Raw genomic sequence first — 21,397 nt, forward strand, 5'->3', positions numbered from 1 at the left:
ATGAAGCAATCCCTCCAGCTCAAGCTCTCGCAGTCACTCACGCTGACCCCTCAGCTGCAGCAGTCCATCAAGCTGCTGCAACTGTCGACGATCGAGCTGAATCAGGAGATCGAGCGCTTCCTCGCTGACAACCCGCTGCTCGAACGCGAAGACGGCGACGAAGCGCCGCCCCCGCCGCGCGGCGAGGCCGCCGGCGAAACCACCAGCAGTGCCGACACGTCGCAGGAAGCCGCCGAACGCGACGCACCCGAAACCGACAGCTCGCCCGACTTCCTCGAAGCGTCCGGCGACTGGGGCAGCGGCGGCTCACGTAGCCGCGACGACGAAGACGACCGCGACTATCAGGACATCCAGGCCGCGTCGATCAGCCTGCGCGACCACCTCAACAGCCAGATCAGTCTGTCGCCGATGAGCGACCGCGACCGGTTGCTCGCGCGCTTCATCATCGAGGCGCTGGACGACGACGGCTACCTGCACCAGTCGCTCGAAGAACTCATCGAAGTCATCCCCGAAGACTTCGAGATCGAACCCGAAGACCTGCAGATCGCCCTCAACCAGGTCCAAAGCCTGGATCCGGCCGGCATCGCCGCACGCACGCCCTCCGAATGCCTGGCGCTGCAACTGCGTGTGCTGCCGGACAGCGCAACGCGCGACCTGGCCCTGATCATTGTGCGCGAGCACCTTGAATTACTGGCTGAACGCAACTTTGTGCGTCTGCGCCGCGCAACCGGTTGCAGCGAGGACGCGCTGCGCGAGGCGCAGGCTCTGATCTGCAGCCTCAACCCCCACCCGGGTCTGCAATATGGCGCCGACGACACGGGCTACATCGTGCCCGACGTGGTGGTGCGCAAGCTGCGCAACCGCTGGGTGGCCAGTCTCAACGGCGAAGCCATGCCGAAACTGCGCGTGAACCAGCTCTACGCCAGCATCCTGCAACAAAACCGCGGATCGGCCGGCGCACTGGCCGGACAGCTGCAGGAAGCGCGCTGGCTGATCAAGAACGTGCAGCAGCGTTTCGACACCATCTTGCGTGTATCGCAGGCAATCGTTGACCAGCAGCGCCAGTTCTTTGAATATGGGGACGTGGCGATGCGACCGCTGACCCTGCGAGAAATTGCGGACGAGCTCGAACTGCACGAGTCGACCATCTCGCGGGTGACCACACAGAAGTACATGTCCACGCCGCGCGGCGTGTTTGAACTGAAGTACTTCTTCGGCAGTCATGTATCCACAGACACCGGCGGCGCTGCGTCATCGACCGCGATACGCGCCCTGATTCGCCAGCTGGTCGAAGCTGAGGACAAGAAAAAGCCCCTCTCCGATTCCCGCATTACGGATTTGCTTGGACAGCAGGGCATCGTTGTAGCCCGCCGCACAATCGCCAAATACCGCGAGTCACTGAATATCCCACCGGTCAGTCAACGCAAGTCGATCTGACCCCACTCACGACGCGAGGAGCGATCATGAATCTGAACATCACCGGACACCACGTTGAAGTTTCCCCGGCCATCCGTGACTACGTCTCGGGCAAGATCGACCGCGTCATCCGCCACTTCGACAACGTCACCAGCATCAACGTCATTCTCTCCGTCGAAAAGCTGGTGCAGAAGTCGGAGGTCACCCTGCACGTACGCGGCAAGGACATCTTCGTCGAAGCAGAAGACGCCGACCTTTACGCTGCCATCGATGCCATGACCGACAAGCTTGACCGTCAGGTCATCAAGCACAAGCAGAAGGTGCAAGATCACGGGCACGACGCGCTCAAGCACCAGGCCGCAGCAGAAGAGGAATAAGCCCTCGTTGCACTGCACAATAGTTCCTGTACTTACTGCGGGGAGTGTTTATAATCGCGCCCTTCATCCGGTGCCCGGCGCACTCCCCGCAAACCAGCCCGTCCGCGCTTACCGCACACCATGCGGCGACCCGCGGCAAATCCTGAAATGAGTCTGATCGCCGAACTCCTCCCCACCGAAAACGTCGTCATCGACCTCGAAGCGAGCAGCAAGAAGCGCGTATTCGAACAAGCCGGTCTGTTGTTCGAGAACAACCAGGGCATCGGCCGTAGCGACGTATTCGACAGCCTGTTCGCCCGCGAACGCCTCGGATCCACCGGCCTCGGCCAGGGCATCGCGATTCCGCACGGACGTATCAAGGGCCTGAAGAAAGCTGCGGGCGCCTTTATCCGCCTGTCCGAACCGGTTCAGTTCGATGCGCCTGACAACCGCCCGGTTGGCATGCTGTTCGTGCTGCTGGTGCCGGAACAAGCCAACGAACACCACCTTCAGCTTTTATCGGAACTGGCGCAGATGTTCAGTGACGCCGCTTTCCGCGACCAGTTGCAGGACGCGCCCGACAGCGCAACCATTCACGCATTGTTCACCGGCTGGGAACCGCATGCGGCAGATCAGCGTCGCGCAGCTGTTTGAGGCCCAGGGCGAGGCACTGCAACTCACCCACGCCACTGGCGCGCTGGACCGCCCTGTCGCGGTCACCGAACCGGGCAGCTGGGCCGCCGATCTGGTCGGCCATCTCAATCTGATCCATCCCGAACGTCTTCAGGTCATCGGCAGCGCCGAGCAGGCCTGGGCACGCAAGCAACCGCTTGAGCGCGTCAAGCAACATTTCCAGGACATCTTCGCGGCACGCCCACCGGCAGTCGTCGTAGCTGACGGCTGCGAGTTGCCGGCGCTCGTCCGCGACCTGTGCAGCAGCCACGACGTTGCGCTGTTCACAACGCCAGAACCTTCGGTACGCGTCATCGACGTACTGCGCAGCCACATCGCACGCGAGTTGGCCGAAAGGGTTTCGCTGCATGGCGTGTTCATGGATGTGCTGGGCATTGGCGTGCTGATCACCGGCGACTCCGGCACCGGCAAATCGGAACTCGCACTGGAACTGATCTCGCGCGGCCACGGTCTGGTCGCCGACGACATCACCGAGTTCTCGCGCATCGCCCCATCGGTGCTCGAAGGCCGCTGTCCGGAGCTGCTGCAGGACTTTCTCGAAGTGCGCGGCCTGGGCATCCTCAACATTCGCACCATCTTCGGCGAGACTGCCGCCCGCCGCAGAATGCGCCTGCGCCTGATCGTGCACCTGGAACGCCGCATCACCGGACACGACCCCGACCGCCTGCCGCTCAACCTCGAAACGCAGGACGTGCTGGGCGTGCCGATTCCGCGCAGCGTGCTGCCGGTGGCCGCCGGACGCAACCTCGCAGTGCTGCTCGAAGCTGCGGTGCGTTCGACCATCCTCAAATTGCGCGGCATCGATGCCACCGCCGAATTCATCGCGCGCCATCAGCGCATCATGGAAACCGACCCCGACAAGGCCGACCCGGGCTGACACGCGGCTTGCCGCGACGGGCTGCGGACTGCTACGCTCGACCGCTTCGCGCCAACGCGCCACAAACAGCCCGCCTCCATGAAGAACCCGCCGGATTACCTCGAAAAAATCCTCAACGCGCACGTCTACGACGTCGCCGTGGAGACGCCGCTTGAGCTTGCCGGCAGCCTCTCGGCGCGCCTGGGGAATTCGCTGCTGCTCAAGCGCGAGGACATGCAGCCGGTGTTCAGCTTCAAGATCCGCGGCGCCTACAACAAGATGGCCAACCTATCGCCGACCGCACTCAAGCGCGGCGTGATCTGTGCCTCGGCGGGCAACCATGCGCAGGGCGTGGCCATGTCGGCAGCAAAACTCGGTACGCGTGCCGTCATCGTGATGCCGACCTCCACGCCGCAGATCAAGGTCGACGCCGTGCGCGCGCGTGGTGGCGAGGTGGTACTCGAAGGCGACTCCTTCACCGAAGCCTTCGCCCACGCCAAGCAACTCGAGAAAGACGAGCGCCTGACCTTCGTGCACCCCTTCGACGATCCCGACGTGATCGCCGGCCAGGGCACCATCGGCATGGAAATCCTGCGTGCCCACCCCAAACCTATCCACGCCATCTTCTGCTGTGTCGGCGGCGGCGGCTTGATCTCGGGCGTGGCGGCGTACGTCAAGCGCCTGCGCCCGGAAACGCTGATCATTGGCGTCGAGGCCGAGGATTCCGAAGCCATGACCAAGTCACTGGCGGCCGGCAAACGCGTCGAGCTCGATCAGGTCGGCCTGTTCGCTGATGGCGCGGCAGTCAAGCTGGTCGGCGCCGAGACCTTCCGGCTGTGTCAGGAGTACGTGGACGACATGATCGTCGTCGACAACGACGCGATCTGCGCCGCCATCAAAGACGTCTTCGAGGACACCCGCTCGATTCTCGAACCGGCCGGCGCACTGGCGGTGGCTGGCGCCAAGGAATACATCAAGCGCCACAAGCTGCGCGACAAGACGCTGGTGGCGCTCGCCTCAGGCGCCAACATGAACTTCGACCGCCTGCGTTTCGTCGCCGAACGCGCAGAGCTGGGCGAGCAGCGCGAGGCCATCCTCGCCGTCACGATCCCGGAAGAACCGGGGGCGTTCCGCAAGTTCTGCGGCCTGCTCGGCAAGCGCAACATCACCGAGTTCAATTACCGCTACGATGATTCGTCATGCGCTCACATCTTCGTCGGCGTGAACGTGCATAACCGCGCAGAAGCCGGCCGCATCATCGAGATGCTGGCGCGCCACGAGCTGCCCGCCATCGACCTCACCGACGATGAGATGGCCAAGAGCCACATCCGCTACATGGTGGGTGGACGGGCGCCGCGCGCCGACAACGAGCTGCTCTACCGCTTCATTTTCCCGGAGCGCCCCGGCGCGCTGATGAATTTCCTGACCCAGCTGCACTCGGACTGGAACATCAGCCTGTTCCACTACCGCAACCACGGCGCCGACTTCGGTCGCGTGCTGATCGGCATGCAGGTGCCCCCAGGCGACCAGGCCGCGTTCAATGAATTTCTGCACCGTCTCGGCTACGAGTACACCGACGAGACCGCCAACCCGGCCTACAGGCTGTTCCTGGGGCAGGGCTGAAACACCCCCGCCTCGGTCACGAGCCACTCCATCGGACGGTCGTGCGGTTGCGGCAACACGCTGTCGACGCGTCCGAGCTCAAAACCGACGCCAATCGCATGCGTCGGCAACACTTCCAGCGTACGGTCGAAGTAGCCGCCACCGTAGCCCAGGCGGAAGCCCGAGGCATCGAAGGCGTTGAGCGGCACCAGCACCACTTCCGGCACCAGATCTTCGCCGGCCGGAGGATGCGGGATGCCGTGCCGATCAGGCTGCAATGCCATGCCGGACACCCAGCGGCGGAACACCAGCGGCGCTTCGCGGTCGAGCACCACAGGCAAGGCCGCGCGACGCGACGCATCCGCGGCCAACCAAGCGGCAACGAAATGGCGCAGATCCGGTTCAGCGCGAAACGGCCAGCAGAACCCCAGAGTGCGCGGCGCGAGTTGCTCCAGAAGAAGCGCAAGATGGCTCTGCAGACGGTCGGTCAGGGCACCCCGAGCGGTCACTGTAAGCGCTTCGCGAGCACTCAAGGCCGCGCTCCGAAGTGCCCGGCGGCGCGCTACGATGTCATCTTCGGAACCCGCTTCATGCACGTGCGGTCCCTCGACCCTGGCCGCGTTCCGATTGCAATAGTGGAAACATGAAACACATCCTCATCAGCCTTATCCTCCTGACGGCCTGCAGCATGTCGGTCGCTCGCGACCTGCCCGGAGACAGCCGCATTCTAGCGGCGCGAGAAGCCTTGCGAACCGGTGACCGCATCACACTCGAAAGCCTCGCCGCGGTTTCCGACCCACGACATCCGCTGGATCATTATGTCGAATACTGGCTGCTGCTGAACCAGCTGGCGCGCCCCGAACCGGCGCCGGACGGCGAGATCGCCGCCTGGCTTGCGAGCTACCCGGGGACGGTACCTGCCGGGCGCCTCAGGGCGCAATGGCTGCGTCGAATGGCTCAGGACGGCAACTGGTCCGGCTATCTGAGCGTATACGCGCAGCACTCCGACAAGGACGAAGAGCTGAACTGTCTGGCCTGGCAAGCCCGGCTCGCGCTGGGCAACCCCGCGGTGCTCGATGAGGCGGCGCAGGCCTTTGCCACCCTCACACACAACCACCCGAACTGCGACCCGGTGTTCGAGGCCTCCGTGCAGCAAGGCAAGGTTGCAGAGGACGATGCATGGTGGCGCTTCCGCCGCCAGATCGACAGCCGCCAGCCCGAGATGGCACGCCGCACGCTGCAGTGGCTGGGTGTGGATCCGCGCCCGTTCGGCCGCGCGCTGTCACACCCGGCCGAATACTTCGACCGATTGCCCAAGGACTTTGCGAAGACCCGCGCCGGCCGCGAAATGGCGCTGGCCGCGCTGGTACGCCTGGCACGCAATGACGTGCCGCCGGCACACGTGCGCTTTTTGCGGCGCTTCGAGGATTTCAGCGTCGAGCAGCGTGTGTGGATGTATTCCGTACTGGGCTACATGGGCGCGCTGTCGCGCCTGCCGCTGACCAACGAATGGTATGCCGCTGCTGGCGACGCGCCGATGAGCGCGGTGCAACGCCAATGGCGTGTGCGGGCGGCCCTGCGCGCCGAGGACTGGCCGCTGGTTGAGCGCAGCATTGATCGCCTGCACGCCTCCGAGCAGACCGAGACGGAATGGGTGTACTGGCGCGCCCGCGCCCGCGCCGCGCAGGGCGACCGCCCGGCGGCGGAGCGTCTGTTCCGGCAAATTGCTGACAACCACGGCTTCTACCCGATGCTGGCCGCCGAAGAACTGGGGCGGCGCTTTGCGCTGACCGGCCAACGCGACGCCGTGAGCCCAGCCGACAAGTCGCGCGCCGCGGCGGACGCCGGCATTCACGCCGCGCTGACTTTCTACCGGCTGGGCCTGGACACCGAGGCCGTGCGCGAATGGATTCATGCGATGCGTGGCAAGAGCCGCGACTTCATGGTCGCCGCCGCCCACGTTGCGCTGGACCACGGCCTGCTCGACCGCGCCATCAACACCGCCGAACTGGCCGACGCCGGCACCAATTTCGAGATCCGCTTCCTGACGCCCTTCCGCGAGCTGATCGAGCCGCAAGCGCTCCAGCAGCAGGTCGATCTGGCCTGGATCTACGGCTTGATGCGGCAGGAGAGCCGCTTCAACATACCCGCGCGCTCCGGCGCTGGAGCACGCGGCCTGATGCAGGTGATGCCCGAAACCGGCCGCCTCGTAGCGCGCCAGATCGGGCTGCCGGGCTACAACCCGCGCATGCTCAACGATCCGGAAACCAATGTGCTGCTTGGCACCAGCTACATGCGCATGATCCTCAACGACCTGGAGCAGCATCCGGTGCTGGCCTCCACCGGCTACAATGCGGGGCCGAACCGCGCGCAGCGCTGGCGCGGGGAACGACCGATCGAGGGCGCCATCTATGTGGCAACCATCCCGATCGACGAAACCCGGGACTACGTCCAGAAGGTACTCGTGAACAAGGTCGTGTACGCCGCACTGTTCGAAGGCCGCCCGCAATCGCTGCAAGAGCGCCTGGGCATCATCCCGCCGGTCGTCACACCCAAGCCGTGAGGATCCCATGCATCCGCGACGCATCCTGATCACTGGTGGCAGCGGCTTTCTCGGCAGCGCCATCGTGCGGCGGCTGGCAGGCCCGGACACCCATATCATCCTCCCGACACGCGACGCCACCCGCGCCGCGCATCTGGCCGGCCTGCCCGGCCTTGAGGTGGTCACCGCCGACATCCACGATCCGGCCACGCTCCAGCGTCTAGCCGAGGGCACGCAAGCCGCCATTAACCTCGTCGGCGTATTGCACTCGAAGTCCGGCACGCCGTGGGGGCCGGGCTTCGGAAGTGCCCACGTCGCGCTGCCGCACGCCCTGGCCGCTGCCTGCCGTCACGCCGGCACCGCCCGGCTGATTCACGTCAGTGCGCTCGGCGCGGACCGCTACGGCCCTTCCGAATACCAGCGTTCCAAGGCCGCAGGTGAAGACGCCATTGAAGACGTCGGCTCGCCGCCAGCCTGGACGATACTGCGCCCGTCGGTGGTGTTCGGCCCGGGCGACAGCTTCCTCAATCTGTTCGCACGGCTCACGAAGTTCATCCCGGCACTGCCGCTGGCTGGTGCAAACACGCTCTTCCAGCCGGTGTTCGTCGAAGACGTAGCCGAAGTCGTGGCGCGCTGTCTGGACGACGAAACCGGCGCGAACCAGCGCTTCGATCTCGCCGGCCCGAATACCTACACATTGGCCGAACTGGTGCGCTATGTGTGCCGACTCACCGGCCGCCGCCGGCTGGTGTTCGACCTGCCCGAGCCGCTCTCAATGCTGCAGGCAGCCTGCATGGAACTGCTCCCCAATCCGCCGATGAGCCGTGACAACGTGCGTTCACTGCGTCGTGACAACATCACTGCCGGCGCGCCGCTGCCCTTCGGCCTGAATCCGACCGCGCTCGAAGACATCGCCCCCGGCTATCTCGCCGGCGCCGCGAACTGATGCGGACCTACATCGTCGGCGGCGCCGTGCGCGACGCCCTGCTTGACCTGCCGGTGCGCGATCGCGACTGGGTAGTAGTCGGCGCCACGCCGCAAGACATGTTGGCCGCGGGCTTCCGCCCGGTCGGCAAGGATTTCCCGGTATTTCTGCACCCCGACACCCACGAGGAATACGCGCTGGCGCGCACCGAGCGCAAGACCGCGCCGGGCTACAAGGGCTTCACCTTCCACACGTCCCCCGACGTCACGCTGGAAGAAGACCTCGCGCGCCGCGACCTGACCATCAACGCCATGGCGCGTGACGAGGCCGGCGCCGTCACCGACCCCTTCGACGGGCAGGGCGATCTGCGCGCACGCACCCTGCGCCACGTCAGCCCGGCGTTTGCGGAAGACCCGCTGCGCATCCTGCGCGTGGCGCGCTTTGCCGCGCGTTTCCATGAATTCACGGTGGCGCCCGAAACCATGGCGCTGATGCGCGACATCGTCGCCGCCGGCGAGGTCGAGCATCTGGTGGCCGAACGCGTGTGGCAGGAAGTCGCGCGCGGGCTGATGGAGGACCACCCGCAGCGCATGCTCGAAGTGCTGCGCGACAGCGGCGCACTGGCGCGCTTGCTACCCGAACTCGACAATCAGCCCGAAGATGAACGCAGCGCGCTGTTCGCCCGCCTGGCACACGCCGTCGCGCGCAGCGCGCCGCTGGAGCAGCGCTGGGCGCTGGTATTGCAGTCATTTGATGCTGACACCGCCCGCGCAGTTTCGGAACGTATCAAGGTGCCGAACGAGGCGCGCGATCTGGCCGTGATGCTGGCGCGCGAATCAGGCGCTTTGCAGCTCGAAGGACGTGAAGCCGAAACCGCACTGGAACTGCTGGTGCGCTGCGACGCGCTGCGCCGTCCGGAACGCTTTGCTGCGCTGCTCGAGGCGGCGTGTGACGCTGACGGGGGTTTCGATGCCGATAGATGGCGCGCCGCATTGCGGGCTGCCGCCCACGTCGATGCTGGTGCGATTGCCGCGGCCTGTTCCGACAAGCGCGAGATTCCGCAGCGCGTGCGCGCAGCTCGCGTTGCGGCAATTTCAGGCTAGATCGACCACAGCAGGAGCAGCGCTATGCCGGACAGCAGCACGGTGCTGGTAAACGGGAAGTGATAGGGTTTGCCACGGAAGCTCACATTCACGTCGCCGGGCAGACGACCCAGGCGCAGATGGCGCGATAGCGTCGCGCGGAAAAAGCCGGTGACGAGCACGATGACAAGGATGACGATCAGCCATTTCAACATGGAGCTTGGGACGTATTCCCGGTTACGCAGTCACCCATGGTAACTGGGAACACGTCACAGACCCGCACGCCAACCCGGAAGGACGCCATGATCACGCTGTACACCTGGAGCACCCCGAACGGCCGCAAGGTCTCGATCGCGCTCGAAGAGCTGGGCCTGCCCTACGCCGTGAAGGCCATCAACATCACGCGCGACGAGCAGTTCGCACCGGACTTCCTCGCCATCAGCCCGAACAACAAGATTCCGGCCATCGTCGACACCGACGGCCCGGATGGCAAGCCGGTTTCGCTGTTCGAGTCCGGCGCGATCCTGCTCTACCTGGCCGAGAAAACTGGCAAGCTGCTGCCGGCCGACGCGCGTGGCCGCTATCAGACGCTGGAATGGCTGATGATGCAGATGGGTTCGGTCGGCCCGATGTTCGGGCAGGCGCACCACTTCCTGCGTTTCGCCCCCGAAGACGTGGCCTACGCCAAGAAGCGCTATTCCGACGAAACCCGACGCATTTACGGCGTGCTCGATCGCCGCCTGGCCGAGCGCGAATGGCTCGCCGCCGACGAATACACCATCGCCGACATCGCCACTTACCCGTGGATCGCGCGCCACGAATGGCAGCAGGTCGAGTTGGCCGACTTCCCCAACGTGAAGCGCTGGTACGATGCCCTCGGCGCCCGCCCGGCCGTCGTGCGCGGCATGGCGGTGCCGGGCTGAAATGAGCGGACGCCGGCTCGAACACATCCAGCGCGCACCGGATGCGCCGACCGAACGACCGCCGTTGCTGTTCGTGCACGGCGCCTACACTGGCGCGTGGTGCTGGGACGAGCATTTCCTGCCCTTCTTTGCGCAACACGGCTATGCCGCCCACGCCATCTCACTGTCCGGCCACGGCAACAGCGAAGGCCGCGACGAGCTCGACAACCTGCGGCTCGCCGACTACGTCGATGACGTGCTTGGCACCCTGCCCGGCTTCGCCAGCCCGCCAGTGCTGATCGGCCACTCGATGGGCGGACTGGTGGTGCAGAAGGTGCTCGAACTCACCGCCGTTGCCGGCGCCGTCCTGCTGTGCGCCGTGCCGCCGCACGGCGTTGGCCCATCGGCCATGCGCATGCTGCTGCAGCGCCCGGACCTGTTGCTCACGCTCAACACCATTCTGGCGGGGCGCGAGCCGTCGCTCGATCACGTGCGCGACGCGCTGTTCCACCAGACCCTTGATGACGCCGACCTCGCGCGTTACGTACGCCGCTGCCAGCCCGAATCCATGCGCGCGATGTGGGACATGACGGCCTTCGACCTGCCGCGCTCGCATCGCATGCATCCCGTGCCGCTGCTGATTCTGGGCGCCGAACACGATCGGCTGATCCCGCCTTCTGAAGTCGAGACAACCGGCCGGGCGCTCAATGTGCCGGTAGAGATCCTGCCCGGTTTCGGCCACGCACTGATGCTCGAGCCCAGCTGGCAACACGCCGCACAACGCATCCTCGAATGGCTCGATACGCTGCCGCCTGCCGGAGCTCCGACATGAACCACGCCCCCGTCATCCTCGTTACCGGCGCAGCCCGACGTGTCGGCGCAGTGATCGCGCGAACCCTTCACGGAGCCGGCGCACGCATCGTGCTGCACTATCGCAGCGCCGCCACTGCGGCGGAAGCCCTGGCGGCGGAACTCAACGCCATGCGCCCAGCGTCGGCCGTATGCGTGCATGGCGATCTGGCTCGCAGCGGCGAGCCCGAGCGCATCGCCGCCGATGCATTGGCAGCTTTCGGTCGTCTCGACGGATTGGTCAACAACGCGTCCAGCTTCTTCCCGACCACGCTGGGCGACATTGACGACGCGGCGTGGACGGATCTGATTGGCTCCAACCTGAAAGGGCCGCTGTTCCTGAGCCAGGCGCTGGCGCCAGCGTTGCGTGACGCCGGCGGCGCCATCGTCAACATCGTGGACATCCATGCTGAGCGACCGCTGGCCGGCTACGTGCTGTATTGCACGGCCAAAGCCGGCTTGCTCGGTCTGACACGCGCGCTGGCGGTCGAGCTGGCACCTCAGGTGCGCGTCAATGGCGTCTCGCCCGGCCCCATCGAATGGCCGGACGATGGGCAGTTTCCTGCGCCTGAGCGCACTGCCATCGTGGCCGGCACCTTGCTCGCACGCGAGGGCCGGCCCGAAGACATTGCCGGCGCGGTGCGTTACCTGCTGCTCGATGCACCGTATGTGACCGGCCAGATTCTGGCCGTAGATGGCGGCCGCAGCGCGCACCTCAAGACCCCGGGCGTATAATTCGCGGTCTGACGGAGGACATGCAGTGAAGGCACCAGAAGGCGTTGTTGGCGCTCAGGAAAACCGCTTCTCGAACACCTTTTTGAGGCTCAAGAAGAAGCTCGAACGCGGGGTCGGCGAGGCCATCGGCGACTTTGACATGATTCGCGATGGCGACGTCGTGATGGTCTGCATCTCGGGCGGAAAGGATTCGTACACCTTGCTGTCGTGCCTGCTTGCGCTGCGCGAACGCGCTCCGGTCAATTTCCGCGTCATCGCGATGAACCTCGACCAGAAGCAGCCCGGCTTTCCGGCCGATGTGTTGCCTGCCTATTTCGAATCCATCGGCGTCGAATACCGCATCGTCAGCGAAGACACCTATTCGATCGTCAAGGACAAGATCCCCGAGGGCAAGACCACCTGTTCGCTGTGCTCGCGCCTGCGCCGCGGCATCATCTACCGCACGGCGCGCGAGCTGGGCGCCACCAAGATCGCGCTGGGCCACCACCGCGACGACATCCTCGAAACCTTTTTCCTGAACCTCTTCTTCGGCGGACGGCTCAAAGCCATGCCCCCGAAACTGGTCAGCGACGACGGCGACAACGTGGTCATCCGCCCATTGGCGTACTGTACAGAAGCCGACATTGCACGCTTTGCCCGCACCATGGAATTCCCGATCATTCCGTGCAACCTGTGCGGCTCGCAGGAGAACGCCCAGCGCCGCCAAATCAAGGCCATGCTGCAGGGCTGGGCGCGAGAGCACCCGGGGCGCATCGAGTCGATCTTCACCGCCATGCGTCAGGCCGTGCCGTCGCACCTGATGGACGCCCAGCTGTTCGATTTTCGCGGCCTGACGGCTGCCACCGAGGTTCCGGAAGGCGATACCGCCTTCGACCCGCCGGAGTTGCCGAAGACGCCCTTCGGCGGCCTGCAGATCGCATTCGAGGGCCACGATTCGTAACGCGATGAAAAATCACGTTGCGAGTCGCAAAATATTTGAACATCATAGGGCCGGCCGCAGCAGGCGTGGCGACCAGGCCCCGAAGAATCGACGATCATGGAACCCGATATGCCTTCCTGCATTCTGATGGCCCAGTTACTCGGCGGACCGTCGCCTGTCGCCTCGGCCGGCGCCTCCACTACCCGGCACGCCCTCGACCGCGCACGCAACCGCATGAAACTCGCGCTGGAAGCCCACGGCGGCACGCCCCAGGGCACCTCGGGCGACGATCTGCGCGCACTGTTCGTCTCCGCCGACGCAGCCGCTCTGGCCGCTTGCGAGATGATCGAACGGGTGTATCAGCTGCCGCCGTCCGGCGGCGCCCGCTTCGGCGTCCGGGCGGCCATTCACGTCCATGCGGACAGTGATGCAGCCGGCGTCGAGCTCGCCCGACTGGCCAGCCTGGCTCGGCCGGCCGAAGCGCTCGTGAGCGCGGCGGCCGCGCCCTTGGTCAGCTCCTCCACTCGCCAGTTTGCGCGCGCCAAGGCAGTCGATGATCCCGCGCTTGGCAGCGGGCTGCTCGCCCTGTTGCGGCACGCAGCGCTGGCCGGCACCGCCGAAAGCAATGAGCGCCACCCTCCGCGGATGCGCGTGCGCCATCAGGGCCGCACGCTCTACGTCGATGCGCAGCATCCCAGCCTGATGCTTGGCCGGGAGCCTGACAACGATCTGGTGCTGGACGACCCTCGCGCCTCGCGCCGCCACGCACGCATCGATTTTCGCGACAACCGCTTCGCCTTGGTCGACCACAGCAGCAACGGCTCGTGGGTGGCGCCGGCCAGCGGTAGCGCCATTTTCCTGAAGGGCGAAGAGGCCGAATTGCCGGTGCACGGGCGCATCGGCCTGGGCTTTCCAGCCGGTGAGGGTGAAGCCAACCTGGTCGACTTCGAGATTCATTGAATCCTTCGCACTCGCTCAAAGGCGGCGCGCCCATTGGGGCTCGCCGCTTTTTTCATGCAAATCAATACCCTGCGATCGACATGGCATTGTTTTCGGCGCTTGATGCAGCGCGGTAAGTTACAATCAGGCCCTGCTCTGCAGCCTCAAGCCCCACAGCCACCATGACTCAGCGCCTGCGCGAAATCCCGTACAACTACACCTCGTTCTCCGATCGCGAGATCGTCATTCGGCTGCTCGGCGCAGACGCGTGGGAAGCCCTGGACGGTCTGCGCGCGGAGCGCATCACCGGCCGCTCGGCACGCATGCTCTACGAAGTGCTGGGCGACATCTGGGTAGTACAGCGCAACCCCTACCTGCAGGACGACCTGCTGGCCAACCGCGATCGACGCCAGGCGCTGGTCGGCGCCATGCACCATCGCCTGCGCGAGGTCGAAAAGCGCCGCGAAGAGAGCGCCGCCGAAGACCCCGAACGCGCTGCCCGTGTGGCCATGCTGGTCAATGCCGCGGAAGCTGCAGTCGCGGCCTTCGCGCGCTTTTTCGAAGACACCGGCGCACTGCGCAAGCGTGTCGAGAAGGCGTTGTCGCGCCACACGCGCCGCGACAACATCTGCTTTGACGGCCACGCGCGCGTCTCGCACGTCACCGACGCGACCGACTGGCGCGTCGAATACCCCTTCGTCGTGCTCTATCCCGACACCGAAGAGGAAATGGCACCGCTGGTGCGCGACTGCATCGAGCTGGGCCTCACCATCATTCCGCGCGGAGGCGGCACGGGCTATACCGGTGGCGCGATTCCGCTGGACGCACGATCGGTGGTCATCAATACCGAGAAGCTGATCGATCTTGGCGCAGTGGAAGAAGTGCTGCTGCCCGGACATGCCGCGCCGGTTCCGACCATCCGCACCGGCGCAGGCGTGGTCACCGCGCGCGTGGCCGAAGCTGCCGGCGCTGCCGGCCGCGTGTTTGCGGTCGATCCGACTTCAGCCGAGGCGTCCTGTATTGGCGGCAACATCGCGATGAACGCCGGCGGCAAAAAGGCCGTGTTGTGGGGTACGGCGCTCGACAATCTGGCCTGGTGGAAGATGGTCACGCCCGACGGTGACTGGCTGGAGGTCGAGCGCCTCAACCACAACCTCGGCAAGATCCACGAACAGGAAAGCGTGGAGTTCCGCCTGCGCCGCTTCGACGCACACGGCCGCAAACAGCTCTCGGAAGAGATCATCACCATGCCCGGCGCGAGCTGTCGCAAGACCGGCCTGGGCAAGGACGTGACCGACAAGTTCCTCGGTGGCGTGCCGGGCGTGCAGAAGGAAGGCACCGACGGGCTGATCGTCGCGGCGCGCTGGGTGCTGCACAAGATGCCACCGCATGTGCGCACCGTGTGTCTGGAGTTCTTTGGTCAGGTGCGTGAAGCCGTGCCGTCCATCGTCGAGATCACCGACTACTTCAAGCCCGGCGGCGAAGGCCATGCCGCAGGCGTGCAACTGGCCGGTCTGGAGCACCTCGACGAACGTTACGTGAAGGCGGTTGGCTATTCGACCAAGGCCAAGCGTCACGGCCGGCCCAAGATGGTGCTGGTCGGGGACATCGTCGGCCACGACGAGAAGGCCGTCATGGCGGCCGCCTCGGAAGTCGTGCGCATGTGCAATTCGCGCGGCGCCGAAGGCTTCATCGCCGCCTCCGACGAGCAGCGCAAGCGCTTCTGGCTCGACCGCTCGCGCACGGCGGCCATCTCCAAGCACACCAACGCCTTCAAGATCAACGAAGACGTGGTGATTCCGCTCGACCGCATGGGTGACTACTGCGACGCCATCGAGCGCATCAATATCGAGCTGTCGACAGCCAACAAGCTATCGCTGTGCGACGCGCTAAGCGCGTTCGTCGCCGGTGATCTGCCACTCAACCGCGGCGACTCCGATCTCGACAAGGAAGAACTGATCGGCGACAGCCGACAGGCTGCGCTCGACACCATCGCCGAGATCCGCGCTCGCTGGCAGTGGCTGCTCGACAACCTCGACACGCCGTTGGCCGAAGCCGAGCCGGCCTTCTCGGGCCTGGGCATTGCAGCCACCGAGTTCACCAACCGCGCGGCCGACGCAGTGCTGTTCCATCGCCTGCAGGATTACTCCATCCGCATCTCGTGGAAGGCTGAGCTCAAACCCCGTCTGGACAAGATCTTCGACGGCGTGGTGTTCGACCCGGTACGCGAACAGCTCGAAGCCGTGCACCGCGAAGTACTGCGCGGTCGCGTGTTCGTCGCGCTGCACATGCACGCCGGCGACGGCAACGTGCACACCAACATCCCGGTGAACTCCGACCACTACGAGATGCTGGCCACCGCCAACCGCACGGTCGACCGCATCATGGCCATCGCGCGCGAGCTCGACGGTGTGATCTCGGGCGAACACGGCATCGGCATCACCAAGCTCGACTATCTCACCGACGACGAAATGGCCAGCTTCTGGGCCTACAAGAAGAAGGTCGACCCCGAAGGACGCTTCAACCGCGGCAAGCTGATGCGCAACAGCGAATTCAGCGCAAACCTGGATCTGGCCTACACCCCAAGCTTCAGCCTGATGGGGCATGAATCGCTGATCATGGAGCAGACCGAGATCGGCGACATCGCGCGCGACATCAAGGACTGTCTGCGCTGTGGCAAGTGCAAGCCGGTGTGCTCGACGCACGTGCCGCGCGCCAACCTGCTGTACAGCCCGCGCAACAAGATCTTGTCTACATCGCTGCTGATCGAGGCCATGCTCTACGAGGAGCAGACCCGTCGCGGCGTCTCACTCGCCCATTGGGCCGAGTTCGAGGACGTGGCCGACCACTGCACCGTGTGCCACAAGTGCGAGAAGCCCTGTCCGGTCGATATCGACTTCGGCGACGTGTCGATCAAGATGCGCAATCTGCTGCGCAAGCAGGGCAAGAAGTCGTTCAACCCCGGCACCAAGGCAGCAATGGCCTTCCTCACCGCCAAGGATCCAGCGACCATCAAGCTGATCCGCAAGGGCATGATCGAGTGGGGCTACGCCGCACAGCGGTTGGGCCACCGCATCGGCAAGTCGCTGGGGCTGATCCAGGCGCAGGTCAAGGCGCCGCCGGCCACGCTCGGCAAGGGGTCCATCAAGGCGCAGGTGATTCACTTCATCAACAAGCCCATGCCTGGCAACCTGCCCAAGCGCACCAGCCGCGCGCTGCTCGATATCGAGGACGACAAGGTCATCCCGGTGATCCGCAACCCGCAGATCAAGCGCGACGACTCCGAAGCGGTGTTCTATTTCCCGGGCTGTGGCTCCGAGCGCCTGTTCAGCCAGGTCGGCCTGGCCACGCAGGCCATGCTGTATCACGTTGGCACCACCACCGTGCTGCCGCCGGGCTACCTGTGCTGTGGCTATCCGCAGACCTCGGCCGGTTACGAGGACAAAGGCCAGCAGATCACTACCGACAACCGCGTGCTGTTCCACCGCGTGGCGAACACGCTGAACTACCTCGACATCAAGACCGTGATCGTGTCCTGCGGCACCTGCATGGATCAGCTCATGAAGTACCAGTTCGAGCAGATATTCCCGGGCTGCCGGCTGCTCGACATCCACGAATACCTGATGGAAAAGGGTGTGCGGCTCGAAGGCATCGAAGGGACGCGCTACATGTACCACGAGCCCTGCCACACGCCGATGAAGCAGTACTCCGGCATCAAGGTGGCCAATGAGCTGATGGGCACGCGCGTGGACCTGAATGACCGCTGCTGCGGCGAGTCCGGCACGCTGGCGGCTTCCCGCGCCGACATCTCGACGCAGGTGCGCTTCCGCAAGCAGGAAGAAATCGAGAAGGGCGCCGCGGCCTTGCGCGAAGGCGACAACGACATGCCGGTGAAGGTGCTCACGTCCTGCCCGAGCTGCCTGCAGGGCCTGTCGCGCTATGCCGACGATGGCAAGGTGGACGCGGACTACATCGTGATCGAGATCGCCAAACACACACTCGGCGAGCAGTGGATGCCCGAGTACGTGCAACGCGTGAATCAAGGCGGGATAGAGCGGGTGCTGCTGTAGGTTCCGGTCAGCGCTTGCGCTTCTCGGCAAGCAATTCAGCGTAGCGCCGCCGATCGAGCGCGTAGCGTTCCTGCACGGCCTCCCGCTCCTTGAGCTTGCCCAGCAGCAGGCGCTGGTAGATGCCGCGCTCGTTGTCGATGTCGCTTCGCGCGAGGCGGTGACGCTGTGTCACCTGATCTGCCCGCAGCGAGGCAATCAACTGGTCGAGCCTGGCCTCCTCCTCGTCGAGTTCAGTCAGGCGCTTGCGGATGTCGGCGACCATCGCGTCGATGTCGGCCAGGGAGCTGGCTTCACGCGCGTCGATGTCATCCAGCCCGCCGTAGGTGTCGAGCAGCGCCGTGTCCATGCGCCGCTGGAGCTCGCGTTCGGCCTCGTACTCCGCCTCACGCTGCTTTTCGGCTTCAACACGGGCACGCTCTTCGCGCGTCAGCGGCGCCGCGATCACCCGCAACACCGTACCGCGGGGCGAAATTTCCCGGTGCTCCCGTCCGTAACATGCCGGAGGGAGCACGTCCGCGCAGATCGACTGCCCGTTCGCGCCCTGGCAGCAATAGATGTTGCCCTTGTTGGCAGCTGCCAGCGAAGGCAACAGCCCAACAAGCAGGCACAGCACTCTAGGCAGCCACGTCGACGCCATAACGGTCCCGGTAAGCTCGCACTGCCTCAAGGTTCGCGACGAGATCTGCGCTGCCGGCCAGATAGCCGACAAGATCTTCCAGCGTAGCCACGGCCACCACCGGAATGCCATAGGTCGCGCTGACTTCCTGTACCGCCGATTGATGGGTGCTGCCGCGCTCCATGCGATCCAGCGCGATCACCACACCTGCCGGCTCTGCACCTGCAGCGCGAATGATGTTCACCGATTCACGCACCGAGGTGCCGGCGGATATCACGTCATCGAGAATCAGCACTCGACCCGACAGCGGCGCGCCGACCAGCGTGCCGCCCTCGCCATGATCCTTGGCTTCCTTGCGGTTGAAGGCGAATGGCAGACTCACGCCCTCTTCAGCCAGCCGGATGGCCACGCCCGCAACCAACGGGATGCCCTTGTAAGCAGGCCCGAACAGCATGTCGCAGGGCACGCCCGACTCACGGATGGCGCGGGCATAAAAGCCGCACAGTGCACGAAAGGATTCGCCGTCGTTGAACAGACCGGCATTGAAGAAGTACGGGGAGTCACGCCCCGCCTTGGTAATGAAGGAACCGAAACGCAACACGCCCTTGTTGCAGGCGAGTGCGATGAAATCGCGGCTAAAATCCATGTCCGGCCAATCAGCGAGGTAACCCAAAGCATGTTACGCGTCATCACAGCCAACCTCAACGGCATCCGATCAGCCCAACGCAAGGGCTTTTTCGACTGGCTGCCGCAGCAGAAAGCGGACTTCGTGTGCCTGCAGGAACTCAAGGCGCAGGCGTCCGACATGACGACGGAAATGCTCAACCCGGATGGATACTACGGCTACTTTCACTACGCCGAGAAGAAGGGCTACAGCGGCGTCGGCATTTATTCACGGCGGCAGCCCGATCAGATCATCGAAGGCCTCGGCGTGCCCGAAATTGACGCCGAAGGCCGCTACCTGGAACTGGTGTGCGGCAATCTCTCGGTGATCTCCGTTTACGTCCCATCCGGCTCCAGTGGCGATGTGCGCCAGGAGGTCAAGTTTGCCTTCATGGAGAAGTTCTTCCGCCATCTCGCCGACCTGGCCAAATGCGGCCGGGAGGTCGTGCTGTGCGGCGACTGGAACATCGCCCACAAGGAAATCGACCTGAAGAACTGGCGCTCGAACCAGAAGAACTCCGGCTTCCTGCCCGAAGAGCGTGCCTGGCTCTCGCGCGTGCTCGACGAACTGGGCTGGGTCGATGTCTACCGCCGCCTGCATCCGGACACCACTGCCGAGGCCTACACCTGGTGGTCAAATCGCGGTCAGGCCTGGGCCAACAACGTCGGTTGGCGGCTGGACTACCAGCTCACCACGCCCGGTATCGCTGGCAACGTGAAAGCGGCTTCAATCTACAAGGACGAGCGCTTTTCCGACCACGCGCCGCTGACCATCGACTACGCTTTCGGCGAGTGAAACTGGCGCCGTAAACGAAAAAAGCCGCACCCGAGGGTGCGGCTTTTCTTTGCAGGAAAACCGATCAGGCGGCTTTCTTGCGGTTGGCTTCGAGCCAGCCGTCGACGGTAGCGACGATCTCGTCCACCGCGGCGTTCTTCATGCCTTTCTGGGCAGCCAGCAGCTGCACCACGCGGTCGACGCGCTCGATGTTGGTCGCACCGGCGGCGAGCGCACGGGCGGCCGACGACGGGCTACCCAGCGACTGGGCGGCGTCAGCGTACTTCTGGAACGGCACGAGGTCGTCACGGTCAGCGCCGAGGGCCACGCAAACGTCCATCACCCACTCGTAGATTGCGCGCGAGGCTTCGATGTCGCCATGCACGGCTTCCTTGATCGGGCGAACGCCGTCTTTCATGACGCAACGGTAGTTGCCGGCGAGCAGCATGGACCACTTGGCCAGCGGCACGTAGATCGACTCGTGTGCCTTGAGCTTGACCGGCAGTTCGAGCTTCTCGGTGCCGGTATCGAGACGGGCAGCGGTGATGTCGGCGTCGAGATCACGCACGATCTGGGTGTGGGCATCGTTCTCGAACGGAGCGCACTTGAAGTTCGTCGGCAGGCGAACCTGCAGCACGTTGACCTTCTCTTCGGGCGGACGGAAAGCCTGCGGGTCCGGGCTGCACAGGGTCATCAGCTTCGGATCGATGACGTCCCACACGGTTGCGTCGGCGAAGCAGTCACGCAGCAGGTTGGCGTCGATGCCCGGGATACGGGCGATAAACGGCAGCGGCGGCATGTTCATGATGGACATGCACGGCACACCGGCCTTGGCGATTTCACCCAGCAGCTCACGCACGCCCGGCGAACGGTACTGCGGCTCCTGCATGGCCAGACCGACCAGGTCGTACTCGGAGGGGTTGATGGCGCTCGGCACGTCGGCGCTGATCTTGCCCGGCAGCTTCTTCGAATCGATCTCAACGAGGCCTTCGCGACCACGCATCGGCATGCGCACGATGGAGCCTTCGGCGTTGATCAGCTCGGCTTCGGCCGGCAGGCAGACCAGTTTGACCGAGTGACCGGCCATGGCCATTTTGACCCCCAGCAGGGAACCGTAGGAGGCTCCGAGGATCAGGACGTTGTACTTCTTGCTCATGTACTACTCCTTCAAGGTTACAAACGAAAATCAGACAATGCTTTTGCCGACGCATCTTGGGCGTCGGCTGAAATTCGGTGGTCCGGTCCGGGCACGCAACGCAGGTAGTGGTCGGTGCCGCGCGAACAGGGCATGCTGGCAGGAAATACGGCGCTCTTGTTGAGCCTGCGGCGATTCCTGCGCCCCGCAAAGCGGTTGGTATTACGGGCCATGTTACTGATATTTTTCAGCACGGCCAAGGGAAGCAATTATATCCGTAGTTGTACGAATCTCGCGACACCCCTCCGACTCCGGCGAAAGC

At 64.7% G+C, this 21,397-nt stretch carries 21 protein-coding genes; 15 read left to right on the forward strand and 6 right to left on the reverse strand.

Annotated elements, in window-relative coordinates:
- The 5 genes from AC6H0N_RS14750 to ilvA all read left to right on the forward strand — a co-directional run bounded on the left by AC6H0N_RS14750 (position 1) and on the right by ilvA (position 4,944).
- On the forward strand, positions 1–1,437 hold the full coding sequence (locus AC6H0N_RS14750; protein ID WP_497574882.1) for an RNA polymerase factor sigma-54: 1,437 nt from the start codon (positions 1–3) through the stop codon (positions 1,435–1,437).
- Positions 1,438–1,463: 26 nt separating this feature from the next.
- Positions 1,464–1,793 (forward strand): ribosome hibernation-promoting factor, HPF/YfiA family, encoded by a 330-nt coding sequence (gene hpf, locus AC6H0N_RS14755; RefSeq protein WP_497574883.1) that lies wholly within the window; start codon positions 1,464–1,466, stop codon positions 1,791–1,793.
- 147 nt (positions 1,794–1,940) lie between these two features.
- Positions 1,941–2,426, forward strand: a complete 486-nt coding sequence (gene ptsN / locus AC6H0N_RS14760) for a PTS IIA-like nitrogen regulatory protein PtsN (RefSeq protein ID WP_497574884.1) — start codon at positions 1,941–1,943, stop codon at positions 2,424–2,426.
- Positions 2,395–3,342: an HPr(Ser) kinase/phosphatase gene (gene hprK, locus AC6H0N_RS14765; RefSeq protein WP_497574885.1), complete on the forward strand. Its 948-nt coding sequence runs from the start codon at positions 2,395–2,397 to the stop codon at positions 3,340–3,342. Before ptsN ends, hprK begins: the two co-directional genes overlap by 32 nt.
- A gap of 78 nt (positions 3,343–3,420) precedes the next feature.
- A complete protein-coding gene (gene ilvA / locus AC6H0N_RS14770; RefSeq protein WP_497574886.1) occupies positions 3,421–4,944 on the forward strand; it encodes a threonine ammonia-lyase, biosynthetic in 1,524 nt (507 codons plus the stop codon).
- Here ilvA and AC6H0N_RS14775 read toward each other — a convergent pair.
- Positions 4,917–5,519 (reverse strand): 5-formyltetrahydrofolate cyclo-ligase, encoded by a 603-nt coding sequence (locus tag AC6H0N_RS14775; RefSeq protein ID WP_497574887.1) that lies wholly within the window; start codon positions 5,517–5,519, stop codon positions 4,917–4,919. The two genes, ilvA and AC6H0N_RS14775, sit on opposite strands and share 28 nt — an antisense overlap.
- Positions 5,520–5,566: 47 nt before the next feature.
- Between AC6H0N_RS14775 and AC6H0N_RS14780 the strand changes: the two genes are divergently transcribed.
- From AC6H0N_RS14780 to AC6H0N_RS14790, 3 genes are read left to right on the forward strand one after another with little or no spacing between them, the layout of a single operon-like run.
- Positions 5,567–7,486 carry a lytic transglycosylase domain-containing protein gene (locus tag AC6H0N_RS14780; protein WP_497574888.1) on the forward strand — a complete coding sequence of 640 codons (1,920 nt, stop codon included), beginning with the start codon at positions 5,567–5,569 and terminating at the stop codon, positions 7,484–7,486.
- A 7-nt stretch (positions 7,487–7,493) separates the two neighbouring features.
- The gene (locus AC6H0N_RS14785; protein ID WP_497574889.1) at positions 7,494–8,411 is read left to right on the forward strand and encodes a complex I NDUFA9 subunit family protein; all 918 of its coding nucleotides are present in this window, start codon (positions 7,494–7,496) and stop codon (positions 8,409–8,411) included.
- Entirely contained in the window at positions 8,411–9,493 is a 1,083-nt protein-coding gene (locus AC6H0N_RS14790; protein WP_497574890.1) for a tRNA nucleotidyltransferase/poly(A) polymerase-related protein, read from the forward strand. The genes AC6H0N_RS14785 and AC6H0N_RS14790 overlap by 1 nt, the downstream gene beginning before the upstream one ends.
- On the opposite strand, the gene AC6H0N_RS14795 is transcribed toward AC6H0N_RS14790, so the two are convergent.
- Complete coding sequence (locus AC6H0N_RS14795) at positions 9,490–9,687, reverse strand: DUF2905 family protein (protein WP_497574891.1); 198 nt, start codon at positions 9,685–9,687, stop codon at positions 9,490–9,492. The genes AC6H0N_RS14790 and AC6H0N_RS14795 overlap by 4 nt on opposite strands.
- 87 nt (positions 9,688–9,774) lie before the next feature.
- Here AC6H0N_RS14795 and AC6H0N_RS14800 point away from each other — a divergent pair, with 87 nt between their 5' ends.
- The 6 genes from AC6H0N_RS14800 to AC6H0N_RS14825 all read left to right on the forward strand — a co-directional run bounded on the left by AC6H0N_RS14800 (position 9,775) and on the right by AC6H0N_RS14825 (position 17,886).
- Positions 9,775–10,395: a glutathione S-transferase family protein gene (locus AC6H0N_RS14800; protein ID WP_497574892.1), complete on the forward strand. Its 621-nt coding sequence runs from the start codon at positions 9,775–9,777 to the stop codon at positions 10,393–10,395.
- 1 nt (position 10,396) lies between these two features.
- The gene (locus tag AC6H0N_RS14805; protein ID WP_497574893.1) at positions 10,397–11,206 is read left to right on the forward strand and encodes an alpha/beta hydrolase; all 810 of its coding nucleotides are present in this window, start codon (positions 10,397–10,399) and stop codon (positions 11,204–11,206) included.
- Positions 11,203–11,958: a pteridine reductase gene (locus AC6H0N_RS14810; protein ID WP_497574894.1), complete on the forward strand. Its 756-nt coding sequence runs from the start codon at positions 11,203–11,205 to the stop codon at positions 11,956–11,958. The genes AC6H0N_RS14805 and AC6H0N_RS14810 overlap by 4 nt, the downstream gene beginning before the upstream one ends.
- A gap of 25 nt (positions 11,959–11,983) precedes the next feature.
- A complete protein-coding gene (ttcA, locus tag AC6H0N_RS14815) occupies positions 11,984–12,898 on the forward strand; it encodes a tRNA 2-thiocytidine(32) synthetase TtcA (RefSeq protein ID WP_497574895.1) in 915 nt (304 codons plus the stop codon).
- A gap of 108 nt (positions 12,899–13,006) precedes the next feature.
- Positions 13,007–13,837 carry an FHA domain-containing protein gene (locus AC6H0N_RS14820; RefSeq protein ID WP_497574896.1) on the forward strand — a complete coding sequence of 277 codons (831 nt, stop codon included), beginning with the start codon at positions 13,007–13,009 and terminating at the stop codon, positions 13,835–13,837.
- Positions 13,838–13,998: 161 nt separating this feature from the next.
- A complete protein-coding gene (locus AC6H0N_RS14825) occupies positions 13,999–17,886 on the forward strand; it encodes a DUF3683 domain-containing protein (protein WP_497574897.1) in 3,888 nt (1,295 codons plus the stop codon).
- A 7-nt stretch (positions 17,887–17,893) separates the two neighbouring features.
- Here AC6H0N_RS14825 and AC6H0N_RS14830 read toward each other — a convergent pair whose 3' ends face one another.
- The gene (locus AC6H0N_RS14830; RefSeq protein ID WP_497574898.1) at positions 17,894–18,523 is read right to left on the reverse strand and encodes a hypothetical protein; all 630 of its coding nucleotides are present in this window, start codon (positions 18,521–18,523) and stop codon (positions 17,894–17,896) included.
- Complete coding sequence (gene pyrE / locus AC6H0N_RS14835) at positions 18,501–19,148, reverse strand: orotate phosphoribosyltransferase (RefSeq protein WP_497574899.1); 648 nt, start codon at positions 19,146–19,148, stop codon at positions 18,501–18,503. Before pyrE ends, AC6H0N_RS14830 begins: the two co-directional genes overlap by 23 nt.
- A gap of 30 nt (positions 19,149–19,178) precedes the next feature.
- On the opposite strand from pyrE, the gene AC6H0N_RS14840 reads away from it, so the two are divergent.
- A complete protein-coding gene (locus AC6H0N_RS14840; protein WP_497574900.1) occupies positions 19,179–19,961 on the forward strand; it encodes an exodeoxyribonuclease III in 783 nt (260 codons plus the stop codon).
- 64 nt (positions 19,962–20,025) lie between these two features.
- Here the strand turns inward: AC6H0N_RS14840 and AC6H0N_RS14845 are convergent, their stop codons facing one another.
- Together AC6H0N_RS14845 and AC6H0N_RS14850 are read right to left on the reverse strand one after the other, a co-directional pair.
- A complete protein-coding gene (locus tag AC6H0N_RS14845) occupies positions 20,026–21,096 on the reverse strand; it encodes a hypothetical protein (protein WP_497574901.1) in 1,071 nt (356 codons plus the stop codon).
- Positions 21,097–21,113: 17 nt separating this feature from the next.
- Entirely contained in the window at positions 21,114–21,335 is a 222-nt protein-coding gene (locus AC6H0N_RS14850; RefSeq protein WP_497574902.1) for a hypothetical protein, read from the reverse strand.
- Positions 21,336–21,397: the final 62 nt, after the last annotated feature.

The organism is Pseudazoarcus sp. NS34 (genome assembly GCF_059703725.1).